This window comes from Paenibacillus sp. FSL R10-2736, assembly GCF_038000245.1.
GTDB lineage: Bacteria > Bacillota > Bacilli > Paenibacillales > Paenibacillaceae > Paenibacillus_AQ > Paenibacillus_AQ phytohabitans.
The window spans coordinates 4,892,550-4,910,612 of sequence record NZ_JBBOBN010000001.1; the positions used below are offsets into that span (position 1 = coordinate 4,892,550).

Annotated in this window: 15 protein-coding genes; 4 read left to right on the forward strand and 11 right to left on the reverse strand. The window is 52.9% G+C overall.

Annotated features, from left to right (window positions below; translation table 11 throughout):
* Positions 1–55 precede the first annotated feature (55 nt).
* From NSQ73_RS21115 to NSQ73_RS21125, 3 genes are all read right to left on the reverse strand, one after another.
* Positions 56–4,168 carry a choice-of-anchor I family protein gene (locus NSQ73_RS21115; RefSeq protein WP_340988039.1) on the reverse strand — a complete coding sequence of 1,371 codons (4,113 nt, stop codon included), beginning with the start codon at positions 4,166–4,168 and terminating at the stop codon, positions 56–58.
* Positions 4,169–4,603: 435 nt separating this feature from the next.
* Positions 4,604–5,179, reverse strand: a complete 576-nt coding sequence (locus NSQ73_RS21120; protein ID WP_340988040.1) for a GNAT family N-acetyltransferase — start codon at positions 5,177–5,179, stop codon at positions 4,604–4,606.
* A gap of 40 nt (positions 5,180–5,219) precedes the next feature.
* Entirely contained in the window at positions 5,220–5,639 is a 420-nt protein-coding gene (locus NSQ73_RS21125; protein WP_042135519.1) for a VOC family protein, read from the reverse strand.
* A 219-nt stretch (positions 5,640–5,858) separates the two neighbouring features.
* On the opposite strand from NSQ73_RS21125, the gene NSQ73_RS21130 reads away from it, so the two are divergent.
* Both NSQ73_RS21130 and NSQ73_RS21135 read left to right on the forward strand, forming a co-directional pair.
* Positions 5,859–7,034, forward strand: coding sequence for a copper amine oxidase N-terminal domain-containing protein (locus NSQ73_RS21130; protein ID WP_340988041.1), 1,176 nt, complete (start codon positions 5,859–5,861; stop codon positions 7,032–7,034).
* Between the two features lie 236 nt (positions 7,035–7,270).
* Positions 7,271–7,654 carry a hypothetical protein gene (locus tag NSQ73_RS21135; protein ID WP_340988043.1) on the forward strand — a complete coding sequence of 128 codons (384 nt, stop codon included), beginning with the start codon at positions 7,271–7,273 and terminating at the stop codon, positions 7,652–7,654.
* A gap of 8 nt (positions 7,655–7,662) precedes the next feature.
* On the opposite strand, the gene NSQ73_RS21140 is transcribed toward NSQ73_RS21135, so the two are convergent.
* Complete coding sequence (locus tag NSQ73_RS21140) at positions 7,663–9,498, reverse strand: UbiD family decarboxylase (RefSeq protein ID WP_340988045.1); 1,836 nt, start codon at positions 9,496–9,498, stop codon at positions 7,663–7,665.
* 187 nt (positions 9,499–9,685) lie between these two features.
* Here NSQ73_RS21140 and NSQ73_RS21145 point away from each other — a divergent pair, with 187 nt between their 5' ends.
* Positions 9,686–10,774 (forward strand): low temperature requirement protein A, encoded by a 1,089-nt coding sequence (locus NSQ73_RS21145; protein WP_042135514.1) that lies wholly within the window; start codon positions 9,686–9,688, stop codon positions 10,772–10,774.
* Between the two features lie 113 nt (positions 10,775–10,887).
* On the opposite strand, the gene NSQ73_RS21150 is transcribed toward NSQ73_RS21145, so the two are convergent.
* The 3 genes from NSQ73_RS21150 to NSQ73_RS21160 form a co-directional block, all read right to left on the reverse strand.
* Positions 10,888–12,291, reverse strand: a complete 1,404-nt coding sequence (locus NSQ73_RS21150; RefSeq protein ID WP_340989348.1) for an NAD(P)/FAD-dependent oxidoreductase — start codon at positions 12,289–12,291, stop codon at positions 10,888–10,890.
* 325 nt (positions 12,292–12,616) lie between these two features.
* Positions 12,617–13,750, reverse strand: a complete 1,134-nt coding sequence (locus tag NSQ73_RS21155) for a Ger(x)C family spore germination protein (RefSeq protein WP_340988047.1) — start codon at positions 13,748–13,750, stop codon at positions 12,617–12,619.
* The gene (locus NSQ73_RS21160; protein WP_340988049.1) at positions 13,747–15,147 is read right to left on the reverse strand and encodes a spore germination protein; all 1,401 of its coding nucleotides are present in this window, start codon (positions 15,145–15,147) and stop codon (positions 13,747–13,749) included. Before NSQ73_RS21160 ends, NSQ73_RS21155 begins: the two co-directional genes overlap by 4 nt.
* Before the next feature lie 126 nt (positions 15,148–15,273).
* Between NSQ73_RS21160 and NSQ73_RS21165 the strand changes: the two genes are divergently transcribed.
* Positions 15,274–16,341: a GerAB/ArcD/ProY family transporter gene (locus tag NSQ73_RS21165; RefSeq protein WP_042140976.1), complete on the forward strand. Its 1,068-nt coding sequence runs from the start codon at positions 15,274–15,276 to the stop codon at positions 16,339–16,341.
* On the opposite strand, the gene NSQ73_RS21170 is transcribed toward NSQ73_RS21165, so the two are convergent.
* From NSQ73_RS21170 to NSQ73_RS21185, 4 genes are all read right to left on the reverse strand, one after another.
* Complete coding sequence (locus NSQ73_RS21170) at positions 16,316–17,305, reverse strand: hypothetical protein (protein ID WP_340988051.1); 990 nt, start codon at positions 17,303–17,305, stop codon at positions 16,316–16,318. The two genes, NSQ73_RS21165 and NSQ73_RS21170, sit on opposite strands and share 26 nt — an antisense overlap.
* A 148-nt stretch (positions 17,306–17,453) precedes the next feature.
* A complete protein-coding gene (locus tag NSQ73_RS21175) occupies positions 17,454–17,576 on the reverse strand; it encodes a hypothetical protein (protein ID WP_340988052.1) in 123 nt (40 codons plus the stop codon).
* A gap of 28 nt (positions 17,577–17,604) precedes the next feature.
* Positions 17,605–17,892, reverse strand: a complete 288-nt coding sequence (locus tag NSQ73_RS21180) for an alpha/beta fold hydrolase (RefSeq protein WP_340988053.1) — start codon at positions 17,890–17,892, stop codon at positions 17,605–17,607.
* The gene (locus NSQ73_RS21185) at positions 17,892–18,047 is read right to left on the reverse strand and encodes a hypothetical protein (RefSeq protein WP_340988055.1); all 156 of its coding nucleotides are present in this window, start codon (positions 18,045–18,047) and stop codon (positions 17,892–17,894) included. The genes NSQ73_RS21180 and NSQ73_RS21185 overlap by 1 nt, the downstream gene beginning before the upstream one ends.
* Positions 18,048–18,063: the final 16 nt, after the last annotated feature.

Sequence of the window (18,063 nt, forward strand, 5' to 3'; positions counted from 1 at the left end):
CAGAAGCCGCTTCACGGCCTCTAAACACCTCTTAGGAATCATTTAAAATGGTTTATTATTGCACTGCTTTGAGCAGTTTGGCTAACATATGCGCCGTTTCCTCACGTGTAGCGGCTGCCTTCGGTGCGAAGCTGACACTGCCGTCAGCGCTCGCCTGACCGGAAAGAATGCCGGCCTGCACTGCAGCAGCTGCGGCTTCCACTGCATAAGGGCTAATCAACGGCTGATCTGCAAAGGCTGCTGATCCGCCGTTTGCCGGCAGACTCCATTTTAATGAATCTGACAAACGGATCATCATTACCGCAAGCTGCTCGCGTGTGACCGGTGCCTTGGGCTCAAATCTTCCGTCTCCCGTTCCTTGGACAATTCCGCTCTGATTCGCCCAATCCACAGCGGCCGCATAATAGTCCCCCGGCTTCACATCCGTAAAGCTGCCGGCAGCTGAGGACTCCAGCTCTGCCCCGGCCAAACGGGCCAGGAGCAGCGCGGCATCGCCGCGGCTCAGCTTGTCTTTCAGGCCAAAGTTCTCGGCGGAGACCCCGGTAACAATACCGCGTGCCGCAAGATACGTAATGGAATCCTTGGCATAACTGCTTCCCATATCCGCAAACACAAGCTTATTGTAGCCAACCGCGTACACCGAGAAATGATTCGTGCGGAAGGAGAGCAGGCCGTTCCCCGGATCATAGCTGCTGCCCGGAAGGACAACGAGTTCGCCGCCTGCGCTCACCTGATAGGCAGCAACCGCATTGGCGTCTTCGCCGGACGCCAGTATATAAGGGATGCTGACATCCACCTTACCTTCACCGAAGCTCGAAAGCGTCTGCGTTTCGGCCTGAACCGTGAGGCTTAGCACCGGGCGGGTGCCAATGATGCTGGCTGAACCCGCCGCTTCCTGACCGGTCAAGGTACTGCCGATATCGGCTTTGGCGATGGTCAGGCTGACATCTTCGTTGCCTGCCGCCGCATGAATGGCGGAGAAGGCAGCCCGGTCGAAGGTAACTGTACCGGGTCCTCCGGTCACACTCACTGCCTCCAGTGAACTGCCGGCAATCTGAGCCCATGCTGCGGCTGGAATCTTCAGCAACACCGCTTCGGCCGCATGACCCGAAATGATATGCAATACAAGCTCCCTTGCACTTGAAGTCTTCAGGGTCTCAAGTGCTGCTGCCACTTCAGCAGCGGTTACCGACAAGCTGAGTTTGCCTTCTGCATCAGCTTGTCCCTTCAGTTCCATGACAGCTTTTCCGCCTTCTATAGTAACTGCAGCAGTTGCGTTTGCAGCCCCTGCTGCAGCTGGTGAGGCTCCGCTTCCACCGGAAGAACCCGCCCCCGGTAAGCTGGCAACCGGACCAGCAGCCGCAACCGTCACCTGAGATTCAGCTACACCGTAGCCGTCTGCACTGTACACCGAGACAACAGCTGTTCCCGCGGCATGCGGTGTTACTTTGCCTGTCTGATCGACAGAAGCGACAGCAGCATTGGAAGAGCTCCAGCTGAGCGCGCCCTCCATGCCTCCGTCGGCCTGGGCCGTCGCCTTGAGCACTGCTGCCGTTCCTCCGGCTGTCAGAGACAGCGAGGACTGGTCCAGTGTAATTTTCGTCACGTTCAGCTGGTAGACGGCAACCGTTCCCCCAACCTCGTTGGCGACCAGCACGAGCGGCAGTCCGGTCGTACTGGCCGTTGCCGGGATGAAATCAATCCCTTCCGGTCCGGTGTCGGTCTCCAGATTATTCTTAGGCGTGAATTCACGGGAATTGATATAATTCACAAACTGCGGCTGCCCGGGATTGGTTACATCGTAGGTCATCAGACCGCCGATACGCTCTAGTCCGGTGAAGGCCAGCGCCCTTTTCCCGACCATGCCTACCTTGACATATTCAGGTTCCGGCCCTTTTTTGGAGCTGCGGCTGTCAAGTGTCGTGTTGCTGTTGCTTGCATTGAAATAGCCGGGCAGACGTTCCGCAGTAATCTGCTCAAAATCGCTGCCGCTGTCATAAACCTGCGTCATGTCCGCCGCATCCCATACTGAGAAAGAACGGCCTCCGTACAGATAGATGTCCTCATTGCCCATATCCGACATCACTTCTACCCCGTCATATTTAGTGGTGCCGTTCAGGAACTGCGCCGCAGCTGATTCCGGGTTTAGCAGGCCTTTCACTTTGCTGATCTTGGTTGCATTCTCCTTGCTGTCCCATTCGGTGGCATCCCCTTCGTTGGCTGTGAACAAATAGGTTTTGCCGTTTACTGTGTATTGGCTGATGCCGTCCGGCATGTAGACTCCTTTAAACGGCACATTCTCCAGACGGATCGTGCTGTCATTTAACAAATCAAGCTTATTCTCCGGCTTGCTTAAATCCTTGAATCCAAGGCCCTTGACCCACAACAGCTTCCCGGAGACAACATCAACCGCGGCAATCGCGTTATTCTCCTGAAGCGAGACATACGCTGTTGCCTGATCCCCGGACAGCTCGATGAACTCCGGCTCCAGATCGCGTATAGCATCCGCCTTGCTCCCTTTCCCGGTAATCAGCTTGGTCTTAGGGTCAACAGCACCACGGATATGCACAAGGTCATCAATAACCGCGGGGTCGTCGAATTTCACAAGGTTCACTGCTTTGGTAGCCGTATTGATGATCGTTACACTGCCTTCAGGATCACCTGCAAGTGTACGGGGCTCGGCCTCGTCTGCCGTAAGAATATAACGGCCGTCTTCCGTATATTTGAGCATATCCGGCTGTACGCCGGTTTCATATTGTTCCAGCAGCCTGCCGTCATAATCCAGCACAAGCACTTTACCGTTCTTCAGCGCATCTTCTTCCTGTACAGCAACAGCAATCCGCTTGGTGGCCGTGTTGATATCGACACTCGTCAAGTCACCGTAGCTGAAGCCCCCCGTTTCTGACAGCTGCTCAACATTGATGCTGGTTTCCTTCTCCGGATGAATGCCATCCTTCAGATTCACGATGTCCACCGATGCCGGATGGGTTGAGCCGTTGACAAGGTAGAATCTCCCGTTATCGCGGTTGTACTTAATGATCTCGGCTACACCGCCATCCTCACTGGTCGTACCAACCGCATACCCGCCAATTTTGGTGATGCTGATGACATCCTCCGTAGGCGGAGCAGCCTCAGGTTGGACCGTCAGCGGGAGCATCGCTTCAGCCTTGTTGGAAGGAGCTGCACTGTCGTATACAGAGAAACTCACCGTTGCCGTTCCGGATTTCAGCGGAGTACCGCTAACTGCACCGGATACGGAGTCTATGCTCAGCCCGTCAGGCAGGCCCGCTGCCGTGTAGGAATACGGCTGTGTTCCGCCATATACCGAGAGCGATACGGAATAGGGCGCCCCTGCAGTCGCCTGAGGCAAGGAAGCGGTCGCTATGCCCAGGGCAGGAGCCGTTATCCCCCAGGCGCCATCGGCACTGTTATGCGGCTTCAGCTGATTCATCGCTGCCCCATCCAGCTTATCGAATGAAATCTGCGCAAAATCCGCTTTATTGTTGTCCGTGTCCACGTAATCCGTACGTCGCACTGACTTTTGCTTGGAGGTCCCGCCGGTTTTGCCCGTCGGATAATCCGCCTCATAGCCATCGATCATAGCACCGTTGTCATTGCCAGCTGTGCCGATCATATCTACATAAGCCGGCGACTTGTCCAGGAACGGATTAGCATTCTCCAGCAGAGCGGAACTGCTAAGAAGGACCACCTTCATGCCTTTATTATTAAAAAGAAGTTCGTCCCAGCTCTGATCCCCCTTGCCGCTGAGGTCACTTTGATAGACGGGATTCACTTTACCGTCCGTAATAAGGTAGGAGGCATGTGCTTTAATGGTACCGGTCAGGGCAAGCTTGCTCCAGGCACCGTTCATGCCGGGATCGGAATACTGCACCGACCAGCCGCTGAGATTCACATCCGCATCTGTAGGATTATATAGCTCAATGAAGCCTTTGGAGAAGTAGCCCTCTGTTGTCCCGGCATCACCGCCGCCGTAAATCTGGTTGACGACAATGTGCGGAACGGCTACATCATAGCTGCCGGAAGCATTATACGGAGTGCCTGGCTGTATCGAAGGGGCGGCGGCTACCGGGCCTGCGCCCCATGCGGATCCGGCCGCAAGCTCTGCGGCGAGGAGAAGAGAAAGGATGGCTTTACTGGATGAATTCAAGTGATTGTCACTCCTGTACTCTATAGTTTATTTTTTAACTACTTTTTTAACTACTATAGGAGACGAGTATTTGCTCACTTGAAGATTTACATAAACTGAATGTAAAGCCGCTGCCGTATACGTGAAATAGCCCCACACAGTGGGGCTGTGGGGCTATAGCTTTGAAAATTTTTTAAAATCCTGCACGTAATACAACATTCTCCTCACTATACCAGTCCAAAAACCAATATTGTTGTAGAAAATGCAACATTTCTCCCCCACTTGGCGGTTTAGCAGAACTATTGTTGTATTTCCTACAACAATCCTCCCGAACACGCAGATATTCAGGGATCAAAGCTGCACAACGTACAACATTTATGCCCTTAGTGCTAACTTAAGAGTCTCCATCCTGCCGGAAACGAATCTAGTATAGAGAATTAACGAATTCCGCCAGCCTCACAGCGATCTGCCGCTAACATCATCCCTTTGGTTCATACTCATCCACTCGCTCCCAAGCACACCATAGGCATAAGTATCATGCCATCCCGGGTTGCCCTGTTCATCAGGCTTGAAATAACCTGTCTGCAGAAAATGCCCCTCCCGGCGCAGCTTCAGCCGCTCGAGCAACCGCCATGACGGATGATTATCCGGATCACAATGTGCGGTTACACGTCTGATTCCAAGCGTGCCGAAGCCGTACGCCAGCAGCTCACGGCAAGCCTCTGCCGCATAGCCTTTTCCTTGATAGTTACTGTTGAACACATAGCCCAGCTCCCAGGTCTGAAACTGCGGCGGGTTCTGCTGCTGGAAATACAAGTTCCCGATCAATCTGCCGCTGTCCTTCAGACATACGGCCCAGAAGGCGTGATCGGTTGCCCGCCGCTCTGCCTCGGCCTTACTTGCAGCCTGGTCATATACGCCGTAAGCCTCGAATCTCACAACCTCTTCCTGCGAGAGATAGGCATGCAGATCGTCCCCGTCTTCTGCTCTGAAGCCCCGTAAGATTAACCGCTGCGTTTCTAATACATCCATCTTTGTTTCCCCCTGCATGCAGTGTATACTTTCCCTTATTTCAACTTTCGGGTATCTGATCCATATCCATATAGAGCACATTCCAGCGGTGTCCGTCGGGATCAGCGAAGCCTGCGCCGTACATCCAGCCTCCGCCCGCCGCCTTCGGCCTGCCAAAAACATGTCCGCCCGCCTCCTCCGCCTTACGGACAAGTTCGTCTACTTCCTCCCGGCTGGCAGCATCGATAGAGAAGAGAACTTCTGTCCCTTGAGAGGTGTCAGCAATCTCCTGCCCGGTGTATCTGCGGAACGTTGCTTCCGGAACCAGCATTACCAGTACTTTCTGATCCCCGATGACTAGTCCCGCCATCTCATCACTGCCTTCATGCCGCGGATGAAACGCAAACCCCAGCTTGCCGAAGAATTCCCGCGAACGGTTAAGATCCTTTACAGGGAGATTAAGCCAAAGCTCTTTGGTCATATGATTTGCTCCTTTTCGGATGAAAGCGCTATTCTGCCACTCTAAACAACATAGTAGCATATCCACAGGAGAGTGGGCATACTCAATATCACTTCGTCCATATTTTTACAAACACCCGAAACCTTCCATGGTTATATTCGTCTATATATTCGTCTATATGGAACAGAAGATTAATGCCAGAGCCATGGCAATCACGCTTTCATAGAAAGGATGGGAACGATGAAGATTACCCGGCAAATATTACTCCTCCCCGCACTTGCGCTTGCAATGGCAACGGGCACACCGGCAGTCCCGGCTTCCGCCAAGTCTGTTTCTGAGGTAAAGATCTACTTTACCTATAGCAGTGAGAGCGGTATATCGGGGAGTTCAGTGGGGAACGCACAGATCAAGAATGGAATCTCCTACATGCCTGCCAATCTGGTGAAAGCTACCGGAATTGAGATCCTGTGGAACAATGCGGCTAAAACTGCGACATTCAGCGGTTGGAATAAAAGCTTCAGTGTGCAGCTGGGCAGCTCCACCGGTGTGCTCGACGGGCAGAAGGTTCCGCTAGGCGGCACTCCGTATATGTCAAATCAAGAGCTGTATGTACCTGTTAAATTTATTGCAGCGGCACTTGAAGGGGGACCTGTCCGGTGGGACTCTGCAAAGAAGACTCTGCTGATCAATCATCTGCATATGTACCGCAGCTATTCGGAAACCTTCGAGGGCGGAGTGTATTCCCTATCCCTTGACAGCGGTGAGTTGTACCTCACCACCAAGCAGAACACGAAGCACAAGCTTGCTACGCTGGGCAGAGGTCTGGATGTTATTGACTTCACCTTCGAGCATACACCTGCAGGCCTGACTTTGCTGCGTGTAAGCAATGTTTACGGCGAACCGCATCTGCATGCCGGGTACTACACCTATCTTTTGAAAAATGGCAGCGTCATTCGTCAGGGGCATATAGATACCTACACCTCCTTCGGCACAGCCGCCCAGTGGTCTGAGGGGAAGCTGGTATTGAATGACGGGCAGACTTTGCGGCTGATTGAGGATGGAACGGGAGCGGTCAGTGAAACAATTGATTTACCGCACCTGATGGGTGCAACCGTCACGAAAGATGTCTACTATAATGTCGAAGCTGTCTTCAAGGATGTCCTGCTGGTCCGCCCTCTGGATACAGCCCTCCTGACACTCGTCAATCGTACTACCGGCGAGCAAACCCTGCTGTACAAAGAGCTGCTTAGTGCTGAAGGGCAGCTTGATGTGGAGCAAATAGATTATATGTTCCCCGGGGACCATATTAAGTTCACCAAACGTGAGGGCAATGTGTTCACCTTCACTGTTAACTATCTGGACGGCAGCAAAGAAACTGTGCATACCTATACACTGCCTGACAGCGAGAGTGAATAAAACAAATTCAAGACAAGCTAACAAGTGGATAAACGTCAACTAATTCCGGGGAAATCTTCCTAAATGGAGCTGCAGTTGGATAAACAACACTTAATTTAACCCATCTTACGGGATATCGGAGATATGGGCAGAATTAAGTGACGTTTTTCCAGTTAATGTTGCTGCTTGGGTATCGCCAAGATAATTAAGTGACGTTTTTCCATCTATAAGCTTACTGAAAGGAGTAAACCAGACGAATGAAGAAGTTCATTGTTGCCGCAAGCGTAATTTTCCTCGTTGCCTGCTCATCTGCCGGCCAAGAAGTACAAACCCCGCAGCCGGGTCCCTCTAGTCAACACGTAGAGGTCCGCACTGCGGGGTCCATTGCCTTTCCATGTGTCAAATGGAATGACCGGATTTATCAAATTACGAAAACGCAGGTTACTGATGTAGGGGAACAAATCGGCGAAATCACATTACAATCCCTGGAGCCTATCGCAGATACTCCCAACAACTTCTCCACTACTTTCTCTGAAGGCAGCAAGTTATACGCCATTAATGATATCCCTACAGCAGAAGCAATCGCCGTCTTAAACAGTGAAGGTGAATACATTAAAGTTGAGGTGCCCGTCAGGGAGTAAGCCCCATTCTATCCCCGCATACCGCCCAGGCTGGCTCCGGGAGCAAATACCCGCTGTATATTCTTCTGCACCTCAGGGTCGGGGATTAACGGCGGCGCCTGATGCGGCTTCACCCGGGCATCGATAATGATATTATCGCAGGCCCAATGTTTATGCTCTACCCTGCTGTTCACCCCGTGGATATCATGGGAAGGATTGCTCCGCGTAAAGGTCGCCCACAGGAAATTGTTCAGATGCTCCGACATGAACCCGCTGTCGTCGCACAGAATGATCATCGGGCAGGAATCGAGCGGCCCCTGCTCTGCAATGGCGGCACACAGGCCGGCGATTTCCTCTGCTGCTGACTGGTAATCCGCGAACGGCTTGCCTTGCAGCGCCACAACACCCGGCATAATCATCGCCGCCGGTCCCCAGCTCTGCTGTGCCTGCAGAATCCCGGGCACTTCCGTGCATAGGCTCCGCTTCTGCTCGCCTACCGCAGCGAATACCACCTTACTGCCGCTGTTGATTCCGGTGCCGGAATAATCCAGTGTATCAATGGTAGTATTCGTCTGGAAGTGAATATCGCGGTGCAGATTAATCCGCTCCAGGATATACGTCAGGAAACCTTCAATATCATGCGTGCTGACCGGCTGGTCCTCTTCTGCAGTGATGAACAGATATTTCGCCAGACTGAGCTGTCCGGTTCCGAGAATCCGGTTGGCGATGGTCAGCAGCTCCGCCGGCTGCTTAAGCTGCTGATAAGGCGTATAGCGTTCACTGCCGATGGCGAATAGCAGCGGATGCACTCCCGAGGCATCTACGGCATGTACTTCTTTGACGCCCGGAACCTCCGACTGGATCGCCCCGCCGGTCAGCTCGTGGATCAATTCTCCGAAGGCGGTGTCTTCCTGCGGCGGACGGCCGACAACCGTGAACGGGAAGATGGCCCCTCGCTTGGCATAGACCTTATGCACTCTCATCACCGGAAACGGATGGGTCAGGCTGTAGTAGCCCAGATGATCCCCGAACGGACCTTCCGGCTTCGTCTCACCGGGATGGATCTCTCCAGTAATTACGAAATCGGCATCGCTGCTGATGCAGAATCCGTCCACATAGGTGTAGCGGAAGTGGCGTCCGGCCAGCAGCCCGGCAAAGGTCATCTCGCTGAGGCCTTCCGGCAGCGGCATCACCGCCGAGAGCGTATGTGCCGGAGGCCCGCCGATGAAGCAGCTCACCTTGAGCGGCTCGCCGCGTTTATTGGCCTGGGACTGATGTATGCCGATGCCGCGGTGAATCTGGTAATGTACACCGACCTCTTTGTTCATCTCGTACTCATTGCCGCTAAGCTGAATCCGGTACATCCCGAGATTGGAGTTCATGATCCCCGGCTTGTCCGGATCTTCCGAATATACCTGCGGAAGCGTGACAAATGCCCCTCCGTCTCCCTGCCAGTGCTTGATCTGGGGAAGATCGGAGATTTGAATCTCCTCGAAACCGGCAGGAGCACTGCCCTGTTTCTTCAGCGGAAGTGCTTTTCTGGCTGCAAGGGCGGTTCCAATGTATTTAAAAGGCTGCTTTAGCGCCTTCATGGGATTGCTGCGCAAAGCGATAACATCCTGGGAGGATTGCCAGGTATCCCGGAAGATGAATTTGCTGCGCTCGATCGTCCCGAACAGATTCGATACCGCGCGGTACTTCGAGCCCCGGACATTCTCGAACAGCAGCGCGGGACCGCCCGCTTCATAGACCTTCATATGGATCGCCGCCATCTCCAGATGCGGGTCAACTTCCTCATGTATGCGAATTAAATGTCCGTGCTTCTCCAAGTCAATAATGCATTCTTCCATATTACGATATGACATGCTTCTACCCCGATCCTGTAAAGAATATGAACCTCTATATTATCCGTGAGAGCGCAGCCCAGGTCAATTGCCGCCGGAATGAACCTGGATTAATCCACCTGCTGTCTTGCCTTCTTCTATCCAGAGCCTTTATTATACTTGTTAACCGGACTGCTCCGGTAAACATACGGCAAAGGAGACTTGCAGAATGATTATCAAAAAAGTAACCTGGCTGGAGCTCTTCTATGATTTGCTGTTTGTCGCTGCGGTCTCCAAGGCCAGCCATGTGCTTCTGCATGTAGAAGACGAGGTTCTCTCTCTGGAGACACTGGGCAAATTCGTACTGATCTTCATTCCGATTTGGTGGGCCTGGGTAGGCCAGACGCTTTTCGTCAACCGTTATGGACAGGATACGGTGGCGCACCGGATTTTTCTGATCATCCAATTATTCTTCGTGCTGATTATGACAGCCAGCCTGTCTGTGGATTTCGATGCCAACTATCTGCCGTTTCTGATTGGCTATCTCGGACTCCGGATCATGACCGCCGTCCAGTATCACTACGCACATTCCAAAGAAAGCGGCCATCTGCGGAATACTGCCCGTTATTTGGGAACACGCTTTTGGATCGGACTGGTGATTTCGGCCTGTTCGCTGTTCTTCGATTCCTGGCTCCGGTATGCCGTGCTGTACGCCGGGATTGCGCTGGACATTATTCTCCCGCTGACCGGGCGGCGGATTCTTGTGAAGACTCCTGCCAATACCCATCATCTGCTGGAGCGGTTCTCACTGTTCGCTTTAATTCTCCTGGGTGAATCTGTTGTCAGCATTCTTGCCGTACTGCAGTCCAGTACCTGGACCGGACAATCTGTCGGCTTCGCCGCCCTCACCTTCGTGCTGATTATCGCGATGTGGTGGCAGTATTATGACAACCTGGAGAAGAAGGTGGATATGCATATTCAAACGGCCGGACAGACCATTATCTACGGACATCTGTTTATCTATCTGTCGTTATGTATGCTTGCCGCATCGATCCAGCTGCTCTTCCTGAATAAGCTTCATTATGACCTGATGCTGAATCTGCTCTTCGGCTCAGTCCTGCTCTACTTCGCTTCGACCACACTGGTCTTCCATGTCTACAGACATAAGCAGCACCGGCTGGGGGTTAAGCATCTGGCGCTGCTCACCGCTATCCTGATCTGCTTCTACGTGCTGGATCTCGTAATCCATGTTCCGAATGTGCTGATCATGGGCGAGCTGGCGCTGTTCTTCGCGGTGTATGCCAGGATCACAACCTAGACCCGGCTGCCAGGCAGCAGCATGTAAGCACCAGGCCAATTCTCTGGACACGCTCCACAGCACAAAGGCTGTACCAAAGGTCTTCCTGACCTCCGGTACAGCCTCTTCTTGTATTATTTGCCGGTAAACTCAATCTCGTCGTAATCATAATACGCCTGCAGGGTCTGCTGACGGTCATCCATGAACAACTGGTCGGCTACACCACAGACAAGCTTCGGTATCGCATTCTTCAGGCCGGAGATCGCCGATGCCGATAAGCCGCAGCTGGCCAGGGCCGAATAATTGAAGATGAATATTCCATGCAGCAGCTTGCGGCCTGCCTCATCCCGGCTCTGCAGCGCAAACCCCGGGCTGAGGTACGGATGCGCATCCAGCAGCGCATTCGCCGCTCCAGCCGGCGCCTCATAGCGGTCGCGCCAGCGGGCAATATGAGCTTCGACCTGCTGCAGCTCCGGCCGCAGGGCGGGATCACTGAGCAGCCCGGTGCTGACAATCAGGAAGTCGAAGCTGAATTCACCCTTAGGCGTAGTCACTACCGCTTCTTCTCCGGAAGCCGCCACACTATGCCAGGGAGAACCGAGATGCAGCCGGAAGCCGGGCCAGGCCGCCGCCCGTGCAAAGGTGTCGTTCGTTGGCGGCTGATTATAATTGAAGAAATGCGAGATCACCGCATATTTATCTGCATCCGCTAAGGCATGGAACCGTTCAATCATGCCCGAAACCTCCATCTGGCGGATCGGATTGACATTCGGCAGCTGTTCGCGGCGGACAAACACATGCGCTTCCGCCGCTCCTTCAGTAAGGACGAAGTTAGCATTGTCGAAGGCCGAGGCCCCGCCGCCGAGAATCGCTACCCGCTTGCCGCGGAGAGCGGCGAAATCAATCTTCTGCGAGGTATGTGCATACAGATGCTCCGGCAGATGCTCCGCAATCATCGGCGGGACATGCCACTCGCCTCCGCCCTGGATACCTGTGGCCAGTACGATCTTACGCGCCAACAGCAGACCGGACGGGGCACCCGCTCCGGCAATCCGCAGCCGGTAGATCCCGTCCTCACCAGGCTCGATCAGCTTAAGCTGCACCTCATTGATCACCGGCAGCTGCAGAATCTGCCGGTACCAGCGCAGATAATTCATCCAGTCGCCGCGGGGGATTTTGCCTAATTCATCCCAGGCTGCTGTTCCCTTCTGCGCTTCCCACCAGGAGCGGAAGGTGAGCGATGAAATGCCCAGATCAATGGAGGTCAAATGCTTGGGCGTGCGCAGAGTCACCATCCGCGCGTACGTTTCCCAAGGACCTTCCTGCCCGTCACTGTTCTCATCAATAATCAGAATGTTGGATATCCGTTCACGCAGCAGGCCGAAGGCTGCGCCTAATCCGCTCTGCCCCCCGCCCACAATCACAACATCATAGACATGGCCTTCGGGATGCTCCAGAGGGCGTACCCAGTCCGTGCCGCCATAGGCAAGGTAGGAAAGATCGGTCTTCACACGTTCATTCAAGGCTTCCAGGCTCATCATCCTCAGACCTTTCGCTGGCATCTTTAGGCTGCGTAATTACGGGCATTTCCGCACTGTATCATACCTATACCTATGGCCACATTATATCTTTAATGCTCCGGCTTTGAAATGTTCGTGGCAGGTTTATTGTCATTATAGCTAAAATTTGCGGATTGGTTTGTATAATCGAACAATATTTTATAAATATTACGCATTAAATCTTGACAAAAGATACAACAGCCCGTGCAATCCGCTTATTCGCGGCATGAAATCTGTCATACAAAAAGAAGCTGTAACCTCAGCCCTTATGGCCGTGATAACAGCTTCTATAATTATCATATTGCTATTCCGCATCCCTAAGCGTTGTCGTGCCGTTAATATCTACCGTAACCTTAAGGTCGAGCTCTGTACTCCCGATGATATTCCGGCCGGCGAGCTTAGGATATTTCCGGTCAAACTTCTCCTGGATATCAAAAATATCGGTCCCTTTATCCTTCCATTTCTGAAACAGTGCCAGACAATCGGCTCTGATCTTCGCTGCCATGGACGCCTCCAGCTTCGCAATATTCTCCTCGTTCAGCTTCAGCTTCCCCTGGATTAAGGATACATCGGTGTTCAGCTTAAGGATGATCTCCATCTTTAGCATGCCGTCTTTATAATCGAGCCTGGACTTGTAGCGGTTATTCTGCAGCAGCAGGCTCACCGTCTTCGTCCGGTCCTCGGGATTCTGCGTATTGATATTGCCCGATACCTCGTTATCGAGCAGGAAGTTGAAGTAGATGGACTTCTCGCTGCTCAGTCTGCCTACCATTCTATAATCTTTAATCAGCGCCAGGCCGTCCAGGAAATACTGCCCCTTAGTATCCTTATCCTTGGACACATTCATGATTGACATGGAATTCACATGATCACCGATAATCTTCTGATTCATGAACTCCTTGATGTTCAGCTTGACGCCATAGGAGGTTACGGATGCTTTGTTGCCAAGCATATCATAGAGATACAGGCCGGTCATAACCTCTTCCTCGTGGTTGGGCTTGATGAAATCCTCTGTCTCTCCTACATACACGCCCAGAAGTGTACGTGTGCTGGATTCCTGCCACCGGTCAAAAATATCAAATGCCTGGTCCAGCCCGCCCGCCGCAAAGCGTTCCGTGAAGAGGATTACTTTGTTGTGGGCAAGGGTAACCGGGGCACTGGTGTGGGTCTCCAGCCGGTTGATTGCATCACCCGGATTCTGGGTCGCTATTTTATATACAATCCGCTCCTCCTGGTTCGCCTCTTTGGAGGAGTTGCGGATGGAGTTCAGCGTCTCAAAATAAAAAACGAGATTCTCCTCCTCATCCTGATCAATCAGAATGGAGGTCACGAATGCGATGTGGTCAAGATCTCTGTAACCCAAGCAGGAAGCCAGCAGGAGGGGCAGCACCGCCAGCATCAGTGTGACGAGTACTTTTCTGCGGAGCGCCTTGATCATTTTCTGCCCCGGTACAGGAAGGGTTTCGATACTTTGCTCAGCGGTCCCCGGACCAGCACATCCAGATTGGCGGCGCGGAACGATTTCTCGGTGCCCAGCGGGAACAGATACGGATAATCACAGGATCTTAGCGATCCCAGATGGGCCACCAGCAGGATGAATCCCAGATAGAAGCCGTGCAGTCCGAAGCAGGCAGACATGATGATAGAGAACACTGCCCATACAGAAATGGCCGAGGTCAGGCGCGGATTAATGAACGAAGTAATGGCATAAATCCCTGTCACGACCACCGTAGCCTGGGAAGCCAGTCCGGCGCCGACAGCGGCATCGCCCAGAATCAGGGCACCTACAATGCTGAGCGCTTGTCCGATCTGATGCGGCAGCCGCCGTCCCGCTTCCCGGGAGAGCTCGAAGAACAGGAACATCAGGACCGCTTCCACCACTGTCGGAAAAGGCACCCCCGAACGGGACACGGCAAGCTTGAATACAAACGCCGAAGGAATCAGCGAGAAGTGATGCGTTGTCAGCGCCACATAGAATCCAGGCAGGAGCAGCGATACCAGCACAGAGCCGAATCTCACACAGCGCAGCAGCGTAACAAACAGCCTGTTGGTGGCATAATCATCCGGGGACTGCAGGTTCTCAAAAAAGAAACAGGGCGCGGTCAGTGCAAACGGTGTTCCATTCACAATTACGGAGATTCTGCCCTCAAACAGCTTGGCAACTATCGCATCGGGCTTCTCGGTGTATCCTATGGTATCGAACAGCGTCTTGCCCGGACTTAACGCTTCCGCAACATACTGTGCTCCCAGCACGAATTCATTGTCCATAGCCTCCAGTTTCTGGCGGACAGTCGCGACAAGATCCTCCGGAGCCGTCCCCTCCACATAGAGCAGAACCGCCTGCGTCTTCGACTGCTTGCCCAGAATATGGCTTTCGATCTTCAGCGTCTGCGTAGCCATCCGTTTGCGGATCAGGCTGACATTGTTAACCAGCAGCTCATTGAAGCTCTCGTTCGAGCCGACGAGCGACGCTTCGAACTGCGATTTCTCGACCGGACGGGATTCCAGCTTGCGTGCGTCAAAATAAACAGCATACTGGAGCTGCTCAAAAATCAGCACCGGATCACCTGCCAGCAGATGCTCAAGCGCCTCGTCCGCATCCCGGACCTCCCCGAATTTAGCGGCATAGATGGCCTTACCCACCTCTTCCCTGCTGGTAATCCCGCCTGCCGCCTGCGACAGCGGCTCGATAATATATTGGCTGATATAGGTAGAATCACAAATGGTCTCTATATAAAAGAGAGTAATGACAGCATCGTTCATCACGATATCCCGCTTAATGAAATCAAAGCAGCCGCTTAGTATAGAGGAAAGCTCACTCGCCTGTACGGTCATCCGGTTTCCCGCCCTTCTTAAGTGGTAGGGATAGTATGCCGGATTCCCGGAATAATATTCCTTACAGCGGACCATACTAGAGGTTAAGTCTAGATTTTTCTGAGAGAAGGCGTACTAGTGGGAAGTATGAACTCCAAACATCTGTTTTTCATCATCTGCAGCCTGGCGATTGTCACTCTTAAGACCTTCCCCTCGTCATTCATCCGGCTAGGCGGAAGAGATACCTGGATTGCCATGATTGCCGCTTCAGCCTGTATTCTTGTTTACATGTGGGTTATTCTGACGATTAAGAAGAGGACTAAAAATTATAACCTGCTCGACATCTATGCGAAATCGCTCGGCAAATGGGGCGGCGGCTTTTTTTCCGTGCTGTTTTTGCTGACCCTTCTATTAACTATATTTGAGAGTGCGGGCGCCGAGGCCAGTGTCATTCACACCGGTTTCCAGCTGTTCACGCCTGTATGGGTCTTTATATTGGTGACTGCGGTAGCGACGGTCTATGTGGTCAAAAAAGGGATTGCTTCCGTAACGATTACGACAATTGTGGTGATCTTCTTCATCAGCCTGTCCGGTATGCTGCTCGCCTTCCTGACTCATAAATACAAAGACATGAAGTATATCTATCCGATCCTGGAGCATGGAGTAACCCCTGCACTGCTGCTGAGCACCCTGAAGATTCTCGGCGCACTGAGCTGTGTCACCATTATGATCCCTTACCTGGACAGTGTGCGGGACAAATCCAAGCTGCTCCTGCATACGTCGATTGCCCTGCTGTTCATTATCCAGATGCAGATCTTCTCGATGCTTGGCGTCATTACTACCTTCGGGCCGGACCGTGCGGTCAACCTGCTGTTCCCCAAGCTGACACAGACCCAGATTATCAGCGCCTTCGGCTTCCTGGAGGCCGGTGAGCTATTCGTCATGCTGCAGGTGGTCGCCGGCTGGTTCATCCGTTATATCGTCTGCTTCTTTGCACTGATGGAGCTGATCCGGCTGTCGGGCCTGAAGATCCGGTTCAAGGAGCATTATGTCTGCGCGCTGACGATACTTTTCTCGTACCTGTTCTCGCGGGATTTGTTCGATATGTTCAAGCTGCTCGACTATCTGCTCTATATTCAGCTCGCCAACTTCCTGGTCATTCCGCTGATCCTCTATAGTATTTATTATTTCAAAAAGACTCCAGCTCAAGGTTGATTGTCTCCAGCATTCTGCCAATCGTATTTGTATCAAAGAATAAGCCCACACCAGCCGGTTTCGGCTCAGCGGTAAGGTGATTGAAGCGGGCAAAATCCCCGTCCGGCAGGATATGGTACACCCGGGCCTCTTCATGCAGATCAGCCCATGTCTCAAGCTTGGCCTGCTTGCTCAGATCGACTACATATACGAGCTTCCTGCCGAGATCCAGATACAGATAATCCCCATTCCTGCGCGGCGGCTTAGGCCATCCCGAGCGCAGCAGAACCGGACGGCTGAATTCCTCCCGGGACAGATGAATGCTTATGACTTCCATGGTGCCGGAATCCACAGCAAGCGTCAGATGCGGTGTGAATCCTGCCAGGAAGCGCAGCATCAGGGAATCCTTAAGGGAATCCTCAAACTTCCAGCCCAGCGGGGCCAGCCCAAAGTCCTCCCCTGGCGGATCAAGATACAGCTTATGCAGCAGGGCTTGCAGCTTCTCTATTTCCGGCCCTTCACAGGGTTCAAGCTCCGCACGGTTAACGGTATAATTCACAATACTCCGCTTGCCGGCATCCCATACACCGATATCATGATGCCGGTACAGATCTTCCATTAACGGCAGCGCTGCGGTGCGTGCAGCCCCGAAGAGTGCTTTGGACGCCGGCTTCAGCTTCTGCAGAACCATCCCACTTCCTCTGTCCGCAGCAGTGTACTGCAGAACCTTGTTGAAATGCGGGATAACCTCTTCCAGCACCCGCTTCGCGGCTTCTTCATTGCGCATAGGGATCGTAATAGACATATTCTCCGTTAGCCAGGCACTGGCAGCTATGAAATATTGCGCGAGTGCAGTCATTTCAGCTGGCTGCTCCTGCGGCTCCATTCTGCGGATACGCTCCTGCTCCGTCACGCTGCTGAAATCGAAAGGCTCCAGCTCCGTGATATACTCAAGTCTCGTATGATTCTGAATCCAGTTAAACACAGACTTACCTCCTCTTAGCGAAAAGTCTCAGACATACATCTCTCAACCTCAGCTATATACTTTGCCTGCTCTTCATCCGGAATCATATGCCCGGACTGTGTAAATTCGACTACAGTGCAGCAGGGCACCAATGTGCGGTACTTCTCCATTACTCATCTGATATATCCGATGGGATCATAGATTCCGGATTCCTGCCGGCAAACAGCGTGACGGGAATTGCAAGCTGCGGCAGTTGTGCCGAGAAGTCCACTTCACGGGCTTCCCGTCCCATTCCCTGCAAGCCTCCCGGCGGATATAGTTCAGAAGAGGACCTGCTGATAGACAAGGCTGCTCCAGAACTCCACCGTTTCAAGAGACATGGCCCTGTGAACCGGCGGTTGATCAACCAGGATAAGGCCCCTCATCTGATCCTGATGCCTTAGACTCCAGCCAAGAGAATAGGCAGCCCCCCGGGAGAAGCCGAGTACAATATAGTTTGTAAGACGGCTATGGTTAACTACAGCCTCAATATCGGATAAATGATCTTCCAGATCATAACCTGTATCCGGTGTAGAGCTTAAGCCGCGGCCGCGGAAGCTGAAAGCCACTACATGACCGGTAAATGGCTGAGCAGCGGAATCGCCCGCTCCGCCGGCTCCCACAATCCGCTGACCACGAGCAGGGACGGTGCTTTAGCACCCGGCATCCCGCTCTCCAGCACATGCAATAAAGCAGTTCCATTATGAAAAAAATAGCTTTTCATCGTTGTTCCCCCTGCT

Excerpts from the sequence above, each read along its gene's own strand:
- NSQ73_RS21120 (WP_340988040.1), bottom strand. The coding sequence starts at position 5,179 with ATGGATGTATTAGAAACGCAGCGGTTAATCTTACGGGGCTTCAGAGCA.
- NSQ73_RS21125 (WP_042135519.1), bottom strand. The coding sequence starts at position 5,639 with ATGACCAAAGAGCTTTGGCTTAATCTCCCTGTAAAGGATCTTAACCGT.
- NSQ73_RS21130 (WP_340988041.1), top strand. The coding sequence starts at position 5,859 with ATGAAGATTACCCGGCAAATATTACTCCTCCCCGCACTTGCGCTTGCA.
- NSQ73_RS21135 (WP_340988043.1), top strand. The coding sequence starts at position 7,271 with ATGAAGAAGTTCATTGTTGCCGCAAGCGTAATTTTCCTCGTTGCCTGC.
- NSQ73_RS21140 (WP_340988045.1), bottom strand. The coding sequence starts at position 9,498 with ATGTCATATCGTAATATGGAAGAATGCATTATTGACTTGGAGAAGCAC.
- NSQ73_RS21145 (WP_042135514.1), top strand. The coding sequence starts at position 9,686 with ATGATTATCAAAAAAGTAACCTGGCTGGAGCTCTTCTATGATTTGCTG.
- NSQ73_RS21150 (WP_340989348.1), bottom strand. The coding sequence starts at position 12,291 with ATGAGCCTGGAAGCCTTGAATGAACGTGTGAAGACCGATCTTTCCTAC.
- NSQ73_RS21155 (WP_340988047.1), bottom strand. The coding sequence starts at position 13,750 with ATGATCAAGGCGCTCCGCAGAAAAGTACTCGTCACACTGATGCTGGCG.
- NSQ73_RS21160 (WP_340988049.1), bottom strand. The coding sequence starts at position 15,147 with ATGACCGTACAGGCGAGTGAGCTTTCCTCTATACTAAGCGGCTGCTTT.
- NSQ73_RS21165 (WP_042140976.1), top strand. The coding sequence starts at position 15,274 with ATGAACTCCAAACATCTGTTTTTCATCATCTGCAGCCTGGCGATTGTC.
- NSQ73_RS21175 (WP_340988052.1), bottom strand. The coding sequence starts at position 17,576 with ATGGGACGGGAAGCCCGTGAAGTGGACTTCTCGGCACAACTGCCGCAG.
- NSQ73_RS21185 (WP_340988055.1), bottom strand. The coding sequence starts at position 18,047 with ATGAAAAGCTATTTTTTTCATAATGGAACTGCTTTATTGCATGTGCTG.